A 15,062-nucleotide genomic window follows, 5' to 3' on the forward strand; every position below is an offset into this window, starting at 1 on the left:
AACACCCACACCGCCCCTCCTCGGACTCCGCTCCGGGCGAGCGCCTCGTACCTCGGCCCTCACCCTCCGCTTCGCCCTTCGTCGTGGCAGTGGCGGTTGACCACCAGGACCGGGCACGCGCTGTGGTGGAGCACCGCCTGGCTCGTCGACCCGAGCAGGAGGCCGCGGAAGCCGCCCCGGCCCCGTGATCCCACGACGACCAGGTCCGCTGCCGTGGAGAACTCGGTGAGGAGCTCCGCACCCGTGCCGTCGAGCACGATGCGGCGGATCCGTGTCCCCGGGTGCAGCGCCTCGTGCTTGTCGATGATGGCGTCCAGTCCCGCCGAGACGTCCGCGAGCACCTGTTCGTGATCGATGTTCGACGGTAGCCACGCCAGCAGACCGGCACCGGACCCCACGGGCACGCCGGCGACGGCCGAGAGCTCGGCGCCCCAGGCCTGCGCCTGCTCGATCGCCTGCGTGAGCGCTGCCTCCGCCTGTGGCGAACCGTCCACGCCGACGACGATCCGGCGCACTTCCGGCCGACCGCCCGGCCCGACCGCCTCCGCCGGCACGACGTCGTCACGCTCGGCGACCGCCCCGGGGTCACCGGTCGAGGCCTCCACGACGGGGTCCGCCACGCCACGGTGCCACATGTCACGCTTGGCCGAGCCCAGCGGCACCACGACGACGGGGCAGTGGGCGTGGGCCGGAAGCGCCGACGACACCGTGCCGAGCAGACGTTCCGTGAACCCGCCTCGACCACGGGTGCCGACCACGGCCAGACCGTGATCGGCGGACAGTTCCACGAGCACGCCCGCGGCATCGCCCGTGGCGACCGACGTCGTGACCCGGGCGCCCGCCGCGACGGCGCGCTCCTCGGCCTCGTCGAGGACCGCCTTTGCGCCCTCGGCCATCGAGGTGTCGTCGAACGCGGCGTATCCGCCGTCGAGCGAGGCCGCGGTGAACGACGGAAGCGTGTAACTGCTCACGAGGTGCAGGGACCAGCCGACCCTGTCGGCCCACGCCACCGCCCAGTCGAGTGCGTGCGTACTGGCGGCGGAGCCGTCGACTCCCACCAGCACGACCTCCGGTCGAGCCATCTGCGTCCTCCTCGTCGGAGCGTGCTTCGTCGCGCTCCCACGCTATCGCAGAGACGCGAGAGCCGAGCCGGGACGTGCGATCGGTCCCGGCTCGGCTCGCGGTGGAAGACGGCGGTCGGCGATCAGTACCGGATGAAGGTCGGGTTGCTCATCCAGATGGTCCGGAACTGGACCGTGCCACCCGGGCGCGGGGCGTCGATCATGGTGCTGCCACCCGCGTAGATGCCGATGTGGCCCGGGGCGTAGATGAGGTCACCGGCGACGGCGGCCGAGGCCGCCACCTGCGTACCACCGGCCGCCTGGGCGGACGACGAGCGCGGGAGATGAATACCCGCCTGCGCGTAGACGTAGGAGGTGAACCCGGAGCAGTCGAACCCGGCCGGGGTGCTCCCACCGGACAGGTACGGGGTGCCGACGTAGCGCGATGCGATCGAGATGATCTCGGACCCGTTCGCGGACGCCGGCGCGGACGTCACACCCGACGTCGCTGCGGCGGTGGCCTCCGCCGCAGCGGCCTCTGCCGCCGCGGCCTCGGCGGCAGCCGCTTCCTCCGCTGCCGCCGCGGCGGCGAGCTGGGCCTGGTACTCCTCGTTCTCCGAGGCCGGGGTCACGGAGACGACGCCGGACTCGGCGGCGATCTTGGCGTCCCGGGCGACGGTGACCACCGGGGCGGCATCGACGACCTGGTGCGCCTCGTTGCTGAGGGCGTTCAGGTCGAGGGAGCCGAGCTTGCTGAGGTCGGTCTTCACGGTCTCGCCCGCGGCCTGCGCCGCCGTGGCGCCGAAGGTCGAGACGAGGATCCCGCCCGCGGCGGCCGCGACGGCGGTCCGGCGTCCGAGCTGGGAGTTCTGCACGAGATCGGTGAGCGGAGTCACTGGTCGGCGCGCGGCACGGTGACGTCCGGCGGCAGTACGTGCGGTCACGAGTATCTCCAGGCGCCTGCGAGGTCAGCTGTCGGGTTCGGGTAGGAGAGCACACCCGGCGACGTTCCGACGAGGTCGGTGCCGCTTCACCCCGAGGACGCACCCTGGCGCCCGGAAATGGGTCCCCCGCCCCTGTCGTGCGGTTGTGGGCTTCCCCGGCCGGTGACAGGGTTCGGCGTCCGTCCGGAGGCCCGTCGGCGTTGAGCCGTCGAGCGTGCTGAACGTACCGCAGAGTCAGCCGCCATGTCACGTTATGGCAACGGAAATAGCCCTCACCGGCTACTATCGGGACAGATCCCGCATAACCGCGAGCAGTGACGCCTGGTCAGAGCCGTTCCACCACGTGGTCGACGCACGCGGTGAGAGCGGCGACGTCGTCGGGGTCCACGGCGGGGTACATCCCCACGCGCAACTGGTTCCGCCCGAGCTTGCGGTAGGCGAAGACATCCTGGATCCCGTTCCGCAGGAGCACCTCGATCACCGTGTCGACGCTGATGCCGTCGTCCAGATCGATCGTGCCCACGACGGTGGACCGCTCCTCGGGCCGCGCCACGAAGGGCGTCGCCCAGTCACGCGCCTCGGCCCAGTCGTAGAGGTTCGCCGCCGAGGTCGCGCAACGCTTCACCGCCCACTCCAGCCCGCCGTTGCCGAGCATCCAGTCGACCTGGTCGGCCAGCATGAGCAAGGTGGCGACGGCGGGCGTGTTCAGCGTCTGGTCCTTGCGGGAGTTCTCGACCGCCGCCGTCAGGGAGAGGAACTCCGGAACCCAGCGCCCGCCCGCCTCCAGCCGCCTCGCCCGCTCGATCGCGGCGGGCGAGAGAACCGCCAGCCAGAGGCCGCCGTCCGCCCCGAAAGCCTTCTGCGGCGCGAAGTAGTACGCGTCGGTCTGCGCCAGGTCCACGGGCAGCGCGCCCGCGCCGGACGTCGCGTCGGTGAGGAGCAGGGCGCCGTCGTCCGCCCCCTCGACGCGCCGGACCGGCACCATGGCGCCGGTCGAGGTCTCGTTGTGCGGGGTGGCGTACGCGTCCGTTCCCGGGGAGGCGACGAGGTGGGCGACCGTTCCCGGTTCCGCGTCGATCACCTGGGAGTCGTCCAGGAACGGTGCACGGGACGTCGCACGCGCGAACTTGCCGCCGAACTCGCCGAACGCGGCGTGCTGGGCGCGCCGCTCCACGAGGCACGACGTCGCGACGTCCCAGAACGCGGTCGACCCGCCGTTGCCCAGCACCACCTCGTAGCCCTCCGGCGCACCCAGCAGCTCCGCGATGCCCCGGCGGATGCGTCCCACGAGTTCCTTGACCGGCGGCTGACGGTGCGAGGTGCCCATCACCGGAGGCGTGCCGAGGAGGTGGTGGAGCTGTTCCTCGCGCACCTTGGAGGGTCCGGAACCGAACCGTCCGTCGGCAGGCAACAGGTCAGCGGGAATCGTCAGGGCCATACCCGAACTCTAGTTCGCGACACCGACATGGCGTGGCGCCGGCGGCACCGGGAACACCGCGTCCGTTCCGCGTTGGCGGATAGGCTTGGGGGCGGGGCCGCGCAGAGAACATGGAGTTGACGTGACCGACCTGATCGACACCACCGAGATGTACCTCAAGACGATCTACGAGCTCGACGAGGAGGGCATCACGCCGCTGCGCGCGCGCATCGCCGAACGGCTGGGGCATTCCGGGCCCACGGTGTCACAGACGGTCGCGCGCATGGAGCGGGACGGGCTGGTGGTCGTCACCGGCGACCGCCACCTCGAGCTCACCGAGACCGGACACGACAAGGCACGCCGGGTCATGCGCAAGCACCGCCTGGCCGAGCGGCTCCTGACCGACGTCATCAAGCTCGACTGGGAACACGTGCACGTCGAGGCCTGCCGGTGGGAGCACGTGATGAGCGAACTGGTGGAGGAACGCCTGATCGGGCTGCTCGACCACCCGCACGTCGACCCGTACGGCAACCCGATCCCCGGCCTCGCCGAGCTCGGCGAGAACTTCGCCGAGCCCCGCTACCTGGAGGGCGTGGCAGCGCTGCCCACCCTGTTCGAGACCGCGGCGAAGCAGGGTGCGTCGACGCCGTCGGCGGCGACCCTGGCGCGGATCGCCGAGCCTCTGCAGACCGACGTGGAGCTGCTCGCCCGCTTGTCCGAGGCCGGCATCATGCCGGGTGCGCGCATCACGATCTCGCTGGAAGCCGGCGTCTACACCGTCGGCAGCGAGGGCTCGGAGACCGTGCTCGACCTCCCGGAGGACCTGGCGAAGCACCTGTTCGCGGCCATATAGCAACTGTGATGGGAGGCCCGGCGGGAGTGCGGTAGCGTGCCGCACTCCCGCCGTTGCTATGCCGGGGAAGCCCGAAGAGACACATCTATCGGACAGAACGCCGTATTCGGTTTTTTTAACTTTTTATGGTGGAAGGTTTCGGTAAGATGTAAGCTGTTCCCTATTGTCCGTTCGGTCCAACCTCGGTAACGTTGCGATAACGGCCCCCAACGATCCACGGGCCGAGCAGGGGGCTCTGCGTCGACGTGGGGCCTGCGTCTGCCTCCCGACGGGCGGCCGCCACGAGGAAACTCCGAGAGGCCAATAACCGAACATGTCAATCACCGACCACTTCGCCTACGGGTCCATCACACCCGTCCTGGCGTTCCTGCTGTCGTGCACGGGCTGCGCCGTCGGCCTGTCGTGCACCTCCCGATCCAGGGCGGCCACCGGCTTCGCCCGAGTCGCCTGGCTGAGTCTCGGTGCCGTCGCCATCGGCGGCACGGGCATCTGGGTCATGCATTTCGTCGCGATGCTCGGCTTCGTGCCACAGGGCGTGACCATTCGCTACGACATCCCCCTCACGCTCCTGTCCGCGGGCGTCGCGATCGTCGTCGTCGGCATCGGGCTTTTCGTGAACCAGATCGGTGGGCAGCGCCTGCCGAGCATGGTGATCGGCGGGTTCCTCACCGGCTCCGGCGTCGCCACCATGCACTACATGGGCATGGCGGCCATGGAGATGAACGCCACGATGTCCTTCAACGGGATGTACGTCATCGCGTCCGTGATCATCGCCATCGTCGCGGCCACCGCGGCGCTCTGGTGCACCACCCATATCCGCGGTGCCGTCGCCACGATCGTGGCGACCATCGTCATGGGCATCGCCGTGACCGGCATGCACTACACCGGCATGATGGGCGTCCGCCTCTCGGGCGGTACGGACGCGATCCCGAACGGGGTCTCGACCGGCGAGCTGCTGGTGCCGCTCGTCATGGCCGTGTCCGTGGTCACGCTGCTCCTGGTGCTCGTCGTCGGCCTCTGGCCGACGGAGTCCGAGCTGCGTGCCCAGGCCGAGTTCGAGGCGCGCCTGAAGGAGAGCCAGGACCGGGAGAACTCCCGGCCGGCACCGACGCTGGCCGCCACGACGGAGGCGCTGCGGGCAGGCCACGGCAATCTCACGGGCGCGCCGTCCGGATTCGGGACGACAGGCTCACCGGTGCCTGGACAGGCCGATGCCGGCAAGCTGCGCCCGCGCTCGATGCAGTTCCGCTGACCGAGACGGACGACCCACGACGGACGGTTCCTCCCAGCCCGTTCGCTCGCCGAAGTCCCGCCGTCCGACACCCCGCCACCAGCGGGTTCGCCCGGCCACCGGCACCGGCCGGTCATCTCGCGGCTTGACATCCCACCCCGGAACGCTCGACGCTACGAGCGCCGCGACACGAAGAGGTCACCCCCATGGCTCGACGCCCGAACACCCCGGATCCGGCGCGCGTCGCCCGTCCACGGACCGCCGTGCGGTTCGTCGCTCCAACGCTTGCCATGACGGCGGCGCTGGCGTTCTCCTCCTGTTCCGTCACGTTCAACCCAGGCCCCGGCGAAGCCGCGTTCGAGACGACCTCGTGGCAGCTGGGCGAGGCGGCCGAGCCCGTGCGGAACCCAGCCGTGCCCGGGTCCGCCTCCGCGTCCGGTGCCGAGCAGGGCGGCGGGTCGGGCGCGGAGAACGAGGCCACGGCGGAGGACGAGGCCACGGCGGAGACCGTGCCAGGGGATCACGAATCGGTCGTCGACGCCCTCGAGTCCGGCACGATCGCGGTGCGCCCGGCACCGTCGCCGGACGACAAGGACGGTACCGGCCAGGACGAGGACGGCAGGACGTCGGCGGACACGCAGGACGCCGGTGCCGCCGAGGACGACGACGGGACGACCGGTGCGGACACCGGGGATACCGGAAGCGACGGCGGGACCGCCGCCGAGCCCGACCTCAGCGATCCGGCGCAGTACGCCCGGGTCCTGGAGGCGGAGGTGAACGAGCGGCGTGAGGCACACGGCGTGACCGCGCTGAGGCACGACGAGTGCGCCTACGCCGAAGCGCTCGAACGCGCTGAGGCCTTGCGCGGCATGGAACTGGCCCACGCGCCCCTGGAGTCGGTCTTCGACCGCTGCCCCACGTCCACGGTCGGGGAGAATCTCGCCCGTGGCGGCTGGAGCCCGTCCGAGGCGGCCGACGGCTGGATGAACTCCGAGGGCCACCGGGCGAACATCCTCAACGCCGGCTTCACGCGAGGCGCCATCGCCTGCATCAGCGAGGGCACCTCGTACGGCCCGCAGATGACCTGCGCCCACGTCTTCCTGGGCTGACTGCCAGGAGTCGCTCGCACGCGGGCGGGGCGGTGGTCCGGTCCAGCCGGGCCACCGCCCCGCCCGCGTGGCCTCAGATCCCCAGCGCCACGCCGATCGGCCCCTGCAGGAAGTACACCAGGAACAGCACCGCGGTCACCCAGAGCAACGGGTGGACCTGCCGCACCTTGCCGACCGCGAGCTTGATGATCACGTAGGTGACGAGTGCGGCACCGATGCCGGCAGTGATCGAGTAGGCGAACGGCATGAGGATGATCCCCAGGAACGCCGGCACGGCGATCTCGAGGTTCTTCCAGTCGATCCCCGTGACCTGGACGACCATGAGCAGGCCCACGACCACGAGCGCCGGCGTCGCCGCCTCGTACGGCACCATCGCCACGACGGGCGAGAAGAACATCGTCAGCAGGAAGCACACACCCGTGACGACGGCGGCGAGTCCCGTGCGCGCACCGTCGCCCACGCCCGCGGCCGACTCGATGTAGCTCGTGTTCGACGACACCGATCCCGCGCCGCCGGCGGCCGCACCGATCGAGTCGACGACGAGGATGCGCGTCGTCCGGGGCGGGTTGCCCTTCTCGTCGAGCAGGCCCGCCTCCCCGCCGATGGCGACCATGGTGCCCATCGTGTCGAAGAAGTCGGCGATGAGGAGGGTGAAGACCAGCAGCAGCACGGCCACGGCGCTCATCTTGGAGAACGAGCCCAGCAAGGAGAACTGCCCGATCAGCGACAGGTCGGGAAGCATGAACCAGGTGTCCGGCAGCGCGGGAACGTTCAGGCGCCAGCCCGTGGCCACCGGCTCGCCGTCGGCGGCCTCGGAACCCCCGGCGCGGACGACCGCCTCCAGAACGACCGCGAGCACGGTGCTCGACACGATCCCGATGAGGATGGCGCCCTTGACCTTGCGCACCATCAGGACCACCGTCAGCAGCAGCCCGACGACGAACACCAGCAGCGGCCACGAGGCGAGCGAGCCGCCGATTCCCAGCTCGACCGGTGTGGCCAGGGACGCCGGGACACGCACGAATCCGGCGTTCACCAGGCCGATGAAGGCGATGAACAGGCCGATGCCCACGGTGATCGCGATCTTGAGATCGTGCGGCACGGCGTTGAACACGGCCTGACGGAACCCGGTGAGCACCAGCACCAGGATGACGAGACCCTCGAGCACCACGATGCCCATCGCGTCGGCCCACGTCATGTCGGGCAGTGCGGCCACGGAGTACGCCACCACGGCGTTCAGGCCGAGCCCCGCCGCGAGCGCCATGGGATAGTTCGCGACGGTGCCCATGAGGATGCTCAGGACGCCTGCCACCAGGGCCGTGGCGGCGGCGACGGCGGCGAGGTCGGGTTCGGAGCCCCCGCCGAGGTAGTTCCCCTGGAAGCCGTTGTCCCGGACGGTCCCGATGATGAAGGGGTTGAGGACCACGATGTAGGCCATCGCGAAGAAGGTGGTGAGGCCACCACGGATCTCGGTGGCGACGGTGGAGCCGCGTTCGCTGATGTGGAAGTACCGGTCGAGCACTCCTCGTGCCGCGGGTGCCTGGGTGGTCGCCATGACGTGTTGATCCTCCGTGGGTGCGTCGTGTCGCGCGGTGCAGCGGGAATCTACGTCAGGAATGTTTCACGTGCGGTTCACGGAACGAACAATTCAGGCGAGCTCCGCCATGTCCTCCGTCACGTCGTCGGCGCCGGCCTCCAGCAGCATCGGGACCCGGGCCGGGATGCGCGCGAAGCCGACGGCGGGAACGGAGGCGGCTCGTGCCGCCCGCATGTCGGTCGCCGAGTCTCCGATCAGGACGGCGTCGGCCGCGCCGACCCCGAGTCGGGTGAGCGCGCCGCGCACCATGAACGGGTTGGGTTTCATGAGGTCGGGGCGGCGTGGTGGTCTGCCGATGACCAGGCCGACGTAGCCTGCGAGATCGGTCCGGTTGAGGAAGGCCTCGATGGCCTCCGGTGCGTTGTTGCTGATGATGACGACGTGCTGCCCGCGCTTCGCCGCGGCCTTCAGCAGTTCCCGGGCTCCCGGTGTGGGCTCGGACTTCGCGGCGGCCGCGATCTCGACCTTGATGCAGGCGTCGTCGGTCATGCGGACCGCGACGCGGTCGAGGGTGCCGGCGTGGCGGAGGATCTCGATGTGGTCCGTGGTCGTCTCGAGGGACGCGGGAACGGGAACGGCCGCGTTGAAGAGCCCTCGGCGTGCGGCGTCGGCCGCCGCGGCGGCCGTGGACGGGGGCATCAGCCTGGTGACCGGACCGTCGAAGTCGAGCAGGATCGCCGACGCGGCCTTCACGATCTTCGATGCTTCAGGCATGCCAGGAAGTGTGTCAGATCAGTCCCGTTCGTGCAGGTTGGCGCCGTGAAGGAGACAACGGGCTGTTAGCCTCGGGCACCTGCTTCACTGGCCAGGCCCCTGGTTGACACCCACGGCAGGCCGTTAGCTTCGTGGAATGCAGCTTGGCCAGGTCATGTGCATGCTGGCTCAATGGAACGAATTTTCGTCGTCGGGTATCCGCGTTCAGGAACGACACTCGTCCAGTCAATCGTCGGTGGGCACCCAGACATTGCCACATTTCCGGAGACGCACTTCTTCGAGGGCATCGTCCTCCGATGGCCGGCCGTCCGCTGGACAGGACTTGTCAGGCCCGACGCATTCCGCATTCGCACCCGGCTGCGCGACGCGGGCATTCCCTGGCTGCCCGGGCCGAGCGACCTCGCCAGGCCAGGTCTCGGCCCGTGGTCACGCCGCTTCATCGAGGCGCTTGATACCGTCGCGCGCCAAGACGGCTCCCGGGCATGGGTCGAGAAGACGCCCGGACACTACGGGTATGTTCAAGAGATCGGCCGCCATGTCGATAACGCGAGGTTCGTCCACGTGGTACGTTCAGGGCTGGAGGCTATCGCCTCCTACTACCGCGCGGTCGCGGGCGATCCCGCCGCATGGGGCAGGCGCAAATTCTGGTTCGACCTGTCACCCATGGGTCTCGCACGGCGTTGGGTCGACGCGGTGAACGTGACCCTGTCGCACGTGGACGACGACCGACACCACATTATCCGCTATGAGGATGCAATCCGAGTTCCCGCGGAGATCGCGCGTGGCGTGTTCACCTGGATCGGGCTCGATGACTCGGATCAAGCCGTGCAGGCAGCACTGAGCCGAAGGGTGGCCGTCGCAGCAAATATCGTGCTCAGTTCGGAGAAGTGGAAGTCCAACAATTCCTCGGCGATCGGCAGACGGGCAAACACTGAGTGGGTCGAACGTGTCCGAGCAGACCTCTCCCCCGCGATGAGGGCAGTAATTGGCGACCTCGACACAACCGTCGCACATCTTCTGGCGCATCCAACCGCAAACGCGGCCCCGACCGATCACGACTGCTGAGTCAAGCAGGCCCGCCGCGCCGTTTGCGTGATCCGATGCAAGGATGTGCACATGTATTCGGTAGTCATACCGTGCCACAACGGCGAGCACACACTCAGGCGCCAGCTCGACGCTCTACGCAACCAGGATTTCACAGGCGAATTCGAAGTTGTGGTGGCGGACAACAGGTCCACCGATTCCACTCCGCAGATCGTCGAAGGGCTTCGGAAAGTCGATCCACGATTCCGGATCGTCCCGGCCGATCGGGTCCAGGGAATCAACCATGCCCGGAATGCCGGCGTCAGGGCAGCACGTGGCGATTTCATCCTGCTCTGCGACGACGACGACATCGTTCTCCCCGGTTGGATCACCGCGATGGACGCTGCACGGCGACAAGGACATATGTGCCTGGGTGGGCTGACCGAGCACCGGTTGCGCGACGATACCTACCTTTTCGATCAGCCAGGCATCATCCCTGTACCTTGGGCGGACGTCCCCCGGCCGATCGGCGCCAACTGCGGGTTCGCACGCCAGGTGTTCGACCAGATCGGCGGGTTCGACGAGTCGATCCTCGAGGGCCCCGACGACACCGACTTCTTCTGGCGTGCCCACTTCGCCGGCTACCCCTCGCACCCCGTCCCCTCCGCTCGAGTCATCTACTACGTCAAGAGCGACCTGGACCAACTCCTTCGGCAGGGTTTCCGTCGGGGCGGCGGCCGAGTCAAGCTCTACCGCAAGTACCGGAGCAAGGGCATGCCCCGCATGCCGCTCCTCAAATCCGTACCCAAGTTCCTCGGCGGGACCGTGCTGGCAGTCTTTGCGCCAAAACGCTCCAGTATCAAGCGGAGGACAGTCCAGTACGTGGGATTTCAGCTAGGTTGCGTTGCAGGGAGCTTCCGAGAGCGTGTCTTCTATTTTTAGATCGACAGAACATTCTGACGTCGCCCGCCAGCCGTGGAACGCCCACGATCTCGTGTTCGTTGCAGGAATGCACCGGAGCGGCACGACACTCGTTGCGGACATGATCGGTACAAGCCCGCACGGCTCCGGCCTGACCGGCACCGGCGTCGCCATGGACGAAGGGCAGCACCTGCAATCTGTCTACATCGGCGGACGTGGTCAGGTCGATCGGTGGGCCCACATGCCGGAGGCGCACCTGACCGAGGCCCACGCCGGCGCCGACACCGCCCGACGGCTCTGGTCCGCATGGGCTCCGTACTGGGATCTACGCAAGCGCATGCTGGTCGAGAAGTCTCCCCCCAATCTCACGAAGGCCCGATTCCTGCAATCGGCGTTCCCGGGTGCGAAGTTCGTGGTCCTGACCCGGCATCCCGTCGTTCAGTCCTTGGCGATTCGCAAGTGGGCGAAGCCCGGCACTGGACGGTTCGGATTTCACTGGCCTCGCCTCGTGGAGCACTGGCTACATGCGCATGACATCTTTCAGGCGGACGCTGGGCGGTTGGCGAATGTCCTCGTCCTGCGCTACGAGCACCTGATGAGGTCCCCGGAGCACGAGATCGAACGCCTGAGGAGCTTTCTCGGCGCGCCGATCGAGACAGGGCCGATCGAGTCGGGGCGAAGCAATGAGTATCAGCGGGTATGGGCAGGATTGGCCCGGCAACACTTCTTTCGGGCGGGGCTTCGTCTCTTCAGCGGGGATGAGGTGCGCCGGTCGCATGGTCGGCAGGCGCTATTGCGCGACATGGTCGACAAGGTCATGATGCCTCGCCAACGGGGGGCGATCGAGGAACGTTTCGGCGCCCGTGTGCGCGAACACGGGTACGACCTGGCCACGCTCGACGACGCCGAAGCGTGGAACTCCCCGTGAGACATCGGGTCCTGCGGGCCGTCCACTACCTGGTCAACTCAGAACGCTATTCAGTGACTCGGGCCGGGTCATGGGCTGGTGAGGTCGTGACCCGCGGGGATGCTGGCGGTAGGCAAGGTTGGGTAGATGGCGCACGGGCCCGCCGGACGGTTGGATCGAGGTTGTCGAGACCAGGTCAAGCCGAACGAAGGACCCGTGCGCTACCAGAGTACTTGCGGGCTGGTGCCTGCCCAGATGACCGAGTTGATCGCGCGAGCCTGGCAGGTGCATGCGGGCCGGCCTGCCGCGGATCGGTACGACTTCACGTTGCCGTTCGGGAAGGCGACCACGATGGTGCTGCTGATCGCGCGGCACAACCTGCCCCAGCAGCTGGCCGGTGACCTGTTCGGTGTTGCGCAGGCCACCGTCTCGCGGATCTGGCGCTACCTGCTGCCCCTGATCGGGCAGGTCACCGCACTGGACCGTCGGCACCTTCACGAGGCGCCGGCGCGCGGGACGGTGCTGATCGACGGCACACCGATCCCTACCCGACTTGGCTCATTTAGTGCGTGCGGTGGATGAGGTCGACGGCCTTCTGCAGGTCGTCGGGTAGCGGGTCGGCCGCGGTGATCGTCTGCCCGCCGGCAGCGATCGTGACCTCGCGGTGTCGGCGGGCGGTCTTGACGAACCGCTTGATGGACCAGCCGGTGGTGTTCTCGATCCACCTGGAGATCGCGAGGGCGGCGAACACGATGGTCAGGTGGGCCTCGATCGAGTGCCTGACGTGGTGGAAGACGGGCCGGGCGGCGAGGTCAGACTTGCTCATCCGGAACGACTTCTCGACGTTGAGCAGCGCGGAGTAGGTCGCGATGACGTGCTCAGGGGTGGGCTCGTCGAGGTTGGTGACGTAGGACTTGATCCCGGCCAGCGCGCGTGCCTTGGCCTCCAGGTCACGGTTGACGGCTTTCTTGGCGCCGGTGAGCTTGACGAACCGGTTCCGCTTCACGGCGGTCTTCCCGGCGACGGCCTGCTCGGCCTTGCGGACCTGCTCGTCGATTCCGTGCAGGGTCCGCTTGGCGCGGGCAGCGGAGTAGGCGTAGTAGTACGTGTGGTCGCGGCGCTTGTCCGACGGGCTGGCGGGCCAGGGCTGGGTGAACACGTGCCCGTCGGGGATCTCAACCCCGGAATGCTGCTCGCGCCAGGCCTTGACGACGTAGGGCACCTCGGTCATCCGCGCCCCCAGGACGAAGGACCAACCCAGGGCTTCGATCGCGCGCCAGTTCTTCTCGCTGATCATGCCCGCGTCGGCGACGATCACGATGTCGGTCAGCCGGTGGGCGGCCATGAACGCCTGCAGCACCGGGATCATCGTGGTGGTCTCGCCGCGATTGCCCTCGAACGCGTGGACCATCAGCGGGAACCCCGACGCGTCGGTGAGCAACCCGAGGGTGATCTGAGGCTCCAACCTGCGCTCTTTGCTGAACCCGCTCTCGCGGAACCCGTCGCCCTCGTGGGTCTCGAAGTGCAAGGTCGTGACGTCGTAGAGGCACAACATCGCAGGTCGCAGGCCCACATGCTGCGCGCAGGCCTTGGCGATCTGCTCTCGCCACGGACCACCAGCCGGGTCGACGACCAGCGGCTCATCCACTACGGCGCCGTCGGGAGCGTCGTGGTCGAGCACCTCGCCGCCGGTGACCGGCGGCAGACCCTTGGCCGGCAGGCCGGCGTAGACGCGCATCCGACGCTTGAGCGTCGCATACGACGGCGCTTCGATCCCGGCCTCAGCCAGGACCCGAAGCGAGTCGAGCTTGCTCGTCGGCTCGATGATCCGCGCCAGCACGAGTTGCTTGAACACCTCGTCCTTGCGAGCCGCGCGCTCGAACCCGAGCACACGGTAGGCATGCTCGAGCGCGTCGACCAGCACGCCCATCCGTGATCCGGTGGGGCTTCCCCCTGAGTAGTGGACACGCGAGAGACTGGACCTGGTTTGGTCCGGAGGAAGCGAGTTCACCGTCATGGTGCGGAAGTTCTATCCGGAGGAGTTCAAGGCCGACGCTGTCGAGCTGTACTCCTCCACGCCGGGGGCGACGATCAAGGAGATCGCTGCTGACCTGGGAGTTCACGAGGGAACCCTGTCGAGGTGGTTGCAGGCCGCTGGTGTGACGTCGCCGACGGCGGCTGGTCGGGCCGATGACGGCGGTGGGTCGAGCGGGGCGGGGGTGCCTGAGACGGCGGCTGAGGAGCTGGAGCGGCTGCGCGCGGAGGTCAAGCGGTTGCGGGCGGACAAGTCACTGCTGGAGACCGAGCGGGAGATCCTGCGCAAGGCGGCGAAGTATTTCGCGGGCGAGACGACCTGGTGAGCCGTTTCCAGTTCGTCGCCGAGTTCCATGACACCTACGGGGTGAAGCGGCTGTGTGAGGTCCTGCAGATCGGCAGGTCTTCCTACTACAAGTGGCGTGATGGCGCTGATCGTCGGGCCGAGCGTGTGGCGGCGGACGCCGATCTGGCCGCGAAGGCGTCCGCGATCACCGCGCAGTTCGATGGGACCTATGGGTCCCCGCGGGTGACCGCTGAGCTGCGCGACGCCGGGGTCGTGGTGAACGCCAAGCGCGTGGCCCGGGTGATGCGCGAGCACGGGGTTGTGGGGGTCCACCTGCGCAAGAAGGTCCGCACCACGGTCCCGGCCAAGGACGCCCCGAAGGTCCCTGACCTGCTAGAACGCGACTTCACGGCCGACGCGCCGAACCGGAAGTACGTCGGTGACATCACCTACCTGCCGATCGGGGATGGGCAGTTCCTCTACTTGGCCACGGTGATCGACTGCTTCAACCGGCGCCTGGTCGGCTGGCAGATCGCCGACCACATGCGCGACACCCTGGTCATCGAGGCCCTCGATGCGGCCGCCCGCGAACGAGGCTCGTTGGCTGGGGCGATTTTCCACTCCGACAACGGCCGTCAGTACTGCTCGGACGACTTCCTCGCCGCGGCCGGGCGGCACGGGTTGACCCTGTCACGCGGCGCGGTCGGGACCAGCGCCGACAACGCGCTGGCCGAGAGCTTCAACGCCGCGCTCAAGCGCGAGACTCTCCAGGGTGAACGCCGCTGGAACGGGGCCCGGGAGTGCAGGAAGTCCGTGTTCCGGTGGGTCACCCGCTACAACACGCGACGACGACACTCCTACTGCGACTACATGAGCCCAATCGATTTCGAGAATACTCACCTCGCCACTACAATGCCGATTGCTGGTTAACACACCGAGGTGTCCACCATTCGGGGGGAAGCCCC

Annotated in this window: 13 protein-coding genes, 1 pseudogene and 1 riboswitch; of the genes and pseudogenes, 8 read left to right on the top strand and 6 right to left on the bottom strand. The window is 68.4% G+C overall.

Translation table 11 applies throughout. The annotated features are described in order from the left end of the window. Positions 1 to 59 precede the first annotated feature (59 nt). The 3 genes from J0911_RS10250 to serC all read right to left on the bottom strand — a co-directional run bounded on the left by J0911_RS10250 (position 60) and on the right by serC (position 3,443). On the bottom strand, positions 60 to 1,082 hold the full coding sequence (locus J0911_RS10250; protein ID WP_207275367.1) for a universal stress protein: 1,023 nt from the start codon (positions 1,080 to 1,082) through the stop codon (positions 60 to 62). A gap of 122 nt (positions 1,083 to 1,204) precedes the next feature. After that, entirely contained in the window at positions 1,205 to 2,005 is an 801-nt protein-coding gene (locus J0911_RS20760) for a C40 family peptidase (RefSeq protein WP_207275368.1), read from the bottom strand. Continuing rightward, positions 2,005 to 2,193: riboswitch (cyclic di-AMP (ydaO/yuaA leader) on the bottom strand. It overlaps the preceding gene by 1 nt. A 137-nt stretch (positions 2,194 to 2,330) precedes the next feature. Beyond that, positions 2,331 to 3,443, bottom strand: a complete 1,113-nt coding sequence (gene serC / locus J0911_RS10260) for a phosphoserine transaminase (protein ID WP_207275369.1) — start codon at positions 3,441 to 3,443, stop codon at positions 2,331 to 2,333. A 121-nt stretch (positions 3,444 to 3,564) separates the two neighbouring features. Between serC and J0911_RS10265 the strand changes: the two genes are divergently transcribed. The 3 genes from J0911_RS10265 (at position 3,565) to J0911_RS10275 (ending at position 6,615) form a co-directional block, all read left to right on the top strand. Then, a complete protein-coding gene (locus tag J0911_RS10265; RefSeq protein WP_207275370.1) occupies positions 3,565 to 4,275 on the top strand; it encodes an iron-dependent transcriptional repressor DtxR in 711 nt (236 codons plus the stop codon). A 313-nt stretch (positions 4,276 to 4,588) separates the two neighbouring features. Beyond that, positions 4,589 to 5,527 (top strand): MHYT domain-containing protein, encoded by a 939-nt coding sequence (locus tag J0911_RS10270; RefSeq protein WP_242636556.1) that lies wholly within the window; start codon positions 4,589 to 4,591, stop codon positions 5,525 to 5,527. Positions 5,528 to 5,712: 185 nt separating this feature from the next. Beyond that, a complete protein-coding gene (locus tag J0911_RS10275; protein ID WP_207275371.1) occupies positions 5,713 to 6,615 on the top strand; it encodes a CAP domain-containing protein in 903 nt (300 codons plus the stop codon). Positions 6,616 to 6,688: 73 nt separating this feature from the next. On the opposite strand, the gene J0911_RS10280 is transcribed toward J0911_RS10275, so the two are convergent. After that, entirely contained in the window at positions 6,689 to 8,170 is a 1,482-nt protein-coding gene (locus J0911_RS10280) for an NCS2 family permease (RefSeq protein ID WP_207275372.1), read from the bottom strand. A 93-nt stretch (positions 8,171 to 8,263) separates the two neighbouring features. Continuing rightward, the gene (locus tag J0911_RS10285; protein ID WP_207275373.1) at positions 8,264 to 8,926 is read right to left on the bottom strand and encodes an HAD family hydrolase; all 663 of its coding nucleotides are present in this window, start codon (positions 8,924 to 8,926) and stop codon (positions 8,264 to 8,266) included. A 171-nt stretch (positions 8,927 to 9,097) separates the two neighbouring features. On the opposite strand from J0911_RS10285, the gene J0911_RS10290 reads away from it, so the two are divergent. The 4 genes from J0911_RS10290 (at position 9,098) to J0911_RS21090 (ending at position 12,359) form a co-directional block, all read left to right on the top strand. Then, the gene (locus J0911_RS10290; protein ID WP_207275374.1) at positions 9,098 to 9,991 is read left to right on the top strand and encodes a sulfotransferase family protein; all 894 of its coding nucleotides are present in this window, start codon (positions 9,098 to 9,100) and stop codon (positions 9,989 to 9,991) included. Positions 9,992 to 10,042: 51 nt separating this feature from the next. After that, positions 10,043 to 10,891, top strand: a complete 849-nt coding sequence (locus tag J0911_RS10295) for a glycosyltransferase family 2 protein (protein ID WP_207275375.1) — start codon at positions 10,043 to 10,045, stop codon at positions 10,889 to 10,891. Then, entirely contained in the window at positions 10,875 to 11,798 is a 924-nt protein-coding gene (locus tag J0911_RS10300) for a sulfotransferase family protein (RefSeq protein WP_207275376.1), read from the top strand. The genes J0911_RS10295 and J0911_RS10300 overlap by 17 nt, the downstream gene beginning before the upstream one ends. A 195-nt stretch (positions 11,799 to 11,993) precedes the next feature. After that, positions 11,994 to 12,359 carry a transposase family protein gene (locus J0911_RS21090; protein WP_307865015.1) on the top strand — a complete coding sequence of 122 codons (366 nt, stop codon included), beginning with the start codon at positions 11,994 to 11,996 and terminating at the stop codon, positions 12,357 to 12,359. Here the strand turns inward: J0911_RS21090 and J0911_RS10310 are convergent. Next, positions 12,340 to 13,719 (bottom strand): annotated as a pseudogene (locus J0911_RS10310) (IS1634 family transposase); the annotation flags it as partial. The gene J0911_RS21090 and the pseudogene J0911_RS10310 overlap by 20 nt on opposite strands. 73 nt (positions 13,720 to 13,792) lie before the next feature. On the opposite strand from J0911_RS10310, the gene J0911_RS10315 reads away from it, so the two are divergent. Then, a protein-coding gene (locus tag J0911_RS10315; RefSeq protein WP_372434853.1) for an IS3 family transposase occupies positions 13,793 to 15,027 on the top strand; the annotation gives its coding sequence in 2 pieces (ribosomal slippage) (positions 13,793 to 14,120 and positions 14,120 to 15,027; 1,236 coding nt in all). The last annotated feature ends 35 nt before the right edge of the window (positions 15,028 to 15,062 follow it).

Origin of the sequence: Myceligenerans salitolerans, from assembly GCF_017349295.1 — a bacterium.
In the GTDB taxonomy this organism is placed as follows: Bacteria; Actinomycetota; Actinomycetes; order Actinomycetales; family Cellulomonadaceae; genus Myceligenerans; species Myceligenerans salitolerans.

Excerpts from the sequence above, each read along its gene's own strand:
- J0911_RS10250 (WP_207275367.1), bottom strand. The coding sequence starts at position 1,082 with ATGGCTCGACCGGAGGTCGTGCTGGTGGGAGTCGACGGCTCCGCCGCC.
- serC (WP_207275369.1), bottom strand. The coding sequence starts at position 3,443 with ATGGCCCTGACGATTCCCGCTGACCTGTTGCCTGCCGACGGACGGTTC.
- J0911_RS10270 (WP_242636556.1), top strand. The coding sequence starts at position 4,589 with ATGTCAATCACCGACCACTTCGCCTACGGGTCCATCACACCCGTCCTG.
- J0911_RS10275 (WP_207275371.1), top strand. The coding sequence starts at position 5,713 with ATGGCTCGACGCCCGAACACCCCGGATCCGGCGCGCGTCGCCCGTCCA.
- J0911_RS10280 (WP_207275372.1), bottom strand. The coding sequence starts at position 8,170 with ATGGCGACCACCCAGGCACCCGCGGCACGAGGAGTGCTCGACCGGTAC.
- J0911_RS10285 (WP_207275373.1), bottom strand. The coding sequence starts at position 8,926 with ATGCCTGAAGCATCGAAGATCGTGAAGGCCGCGTCGGCGATCCTGCTC.
- J0911_RS10290 (WP_207275374.1), top strand. The coding sequence starts at position 9,098 with ATGGAACGAATTTTCGTCGTCGGGTATCCGCGTTCAGGAACGACACTC.
- J0911_RS10295 (WP_207275375.1), top strand. The coding sequence starts at position 10,043 with ATGTATTCGGTAGTCATACCGTGCCACAACGGCGAGCACACACTCAGG.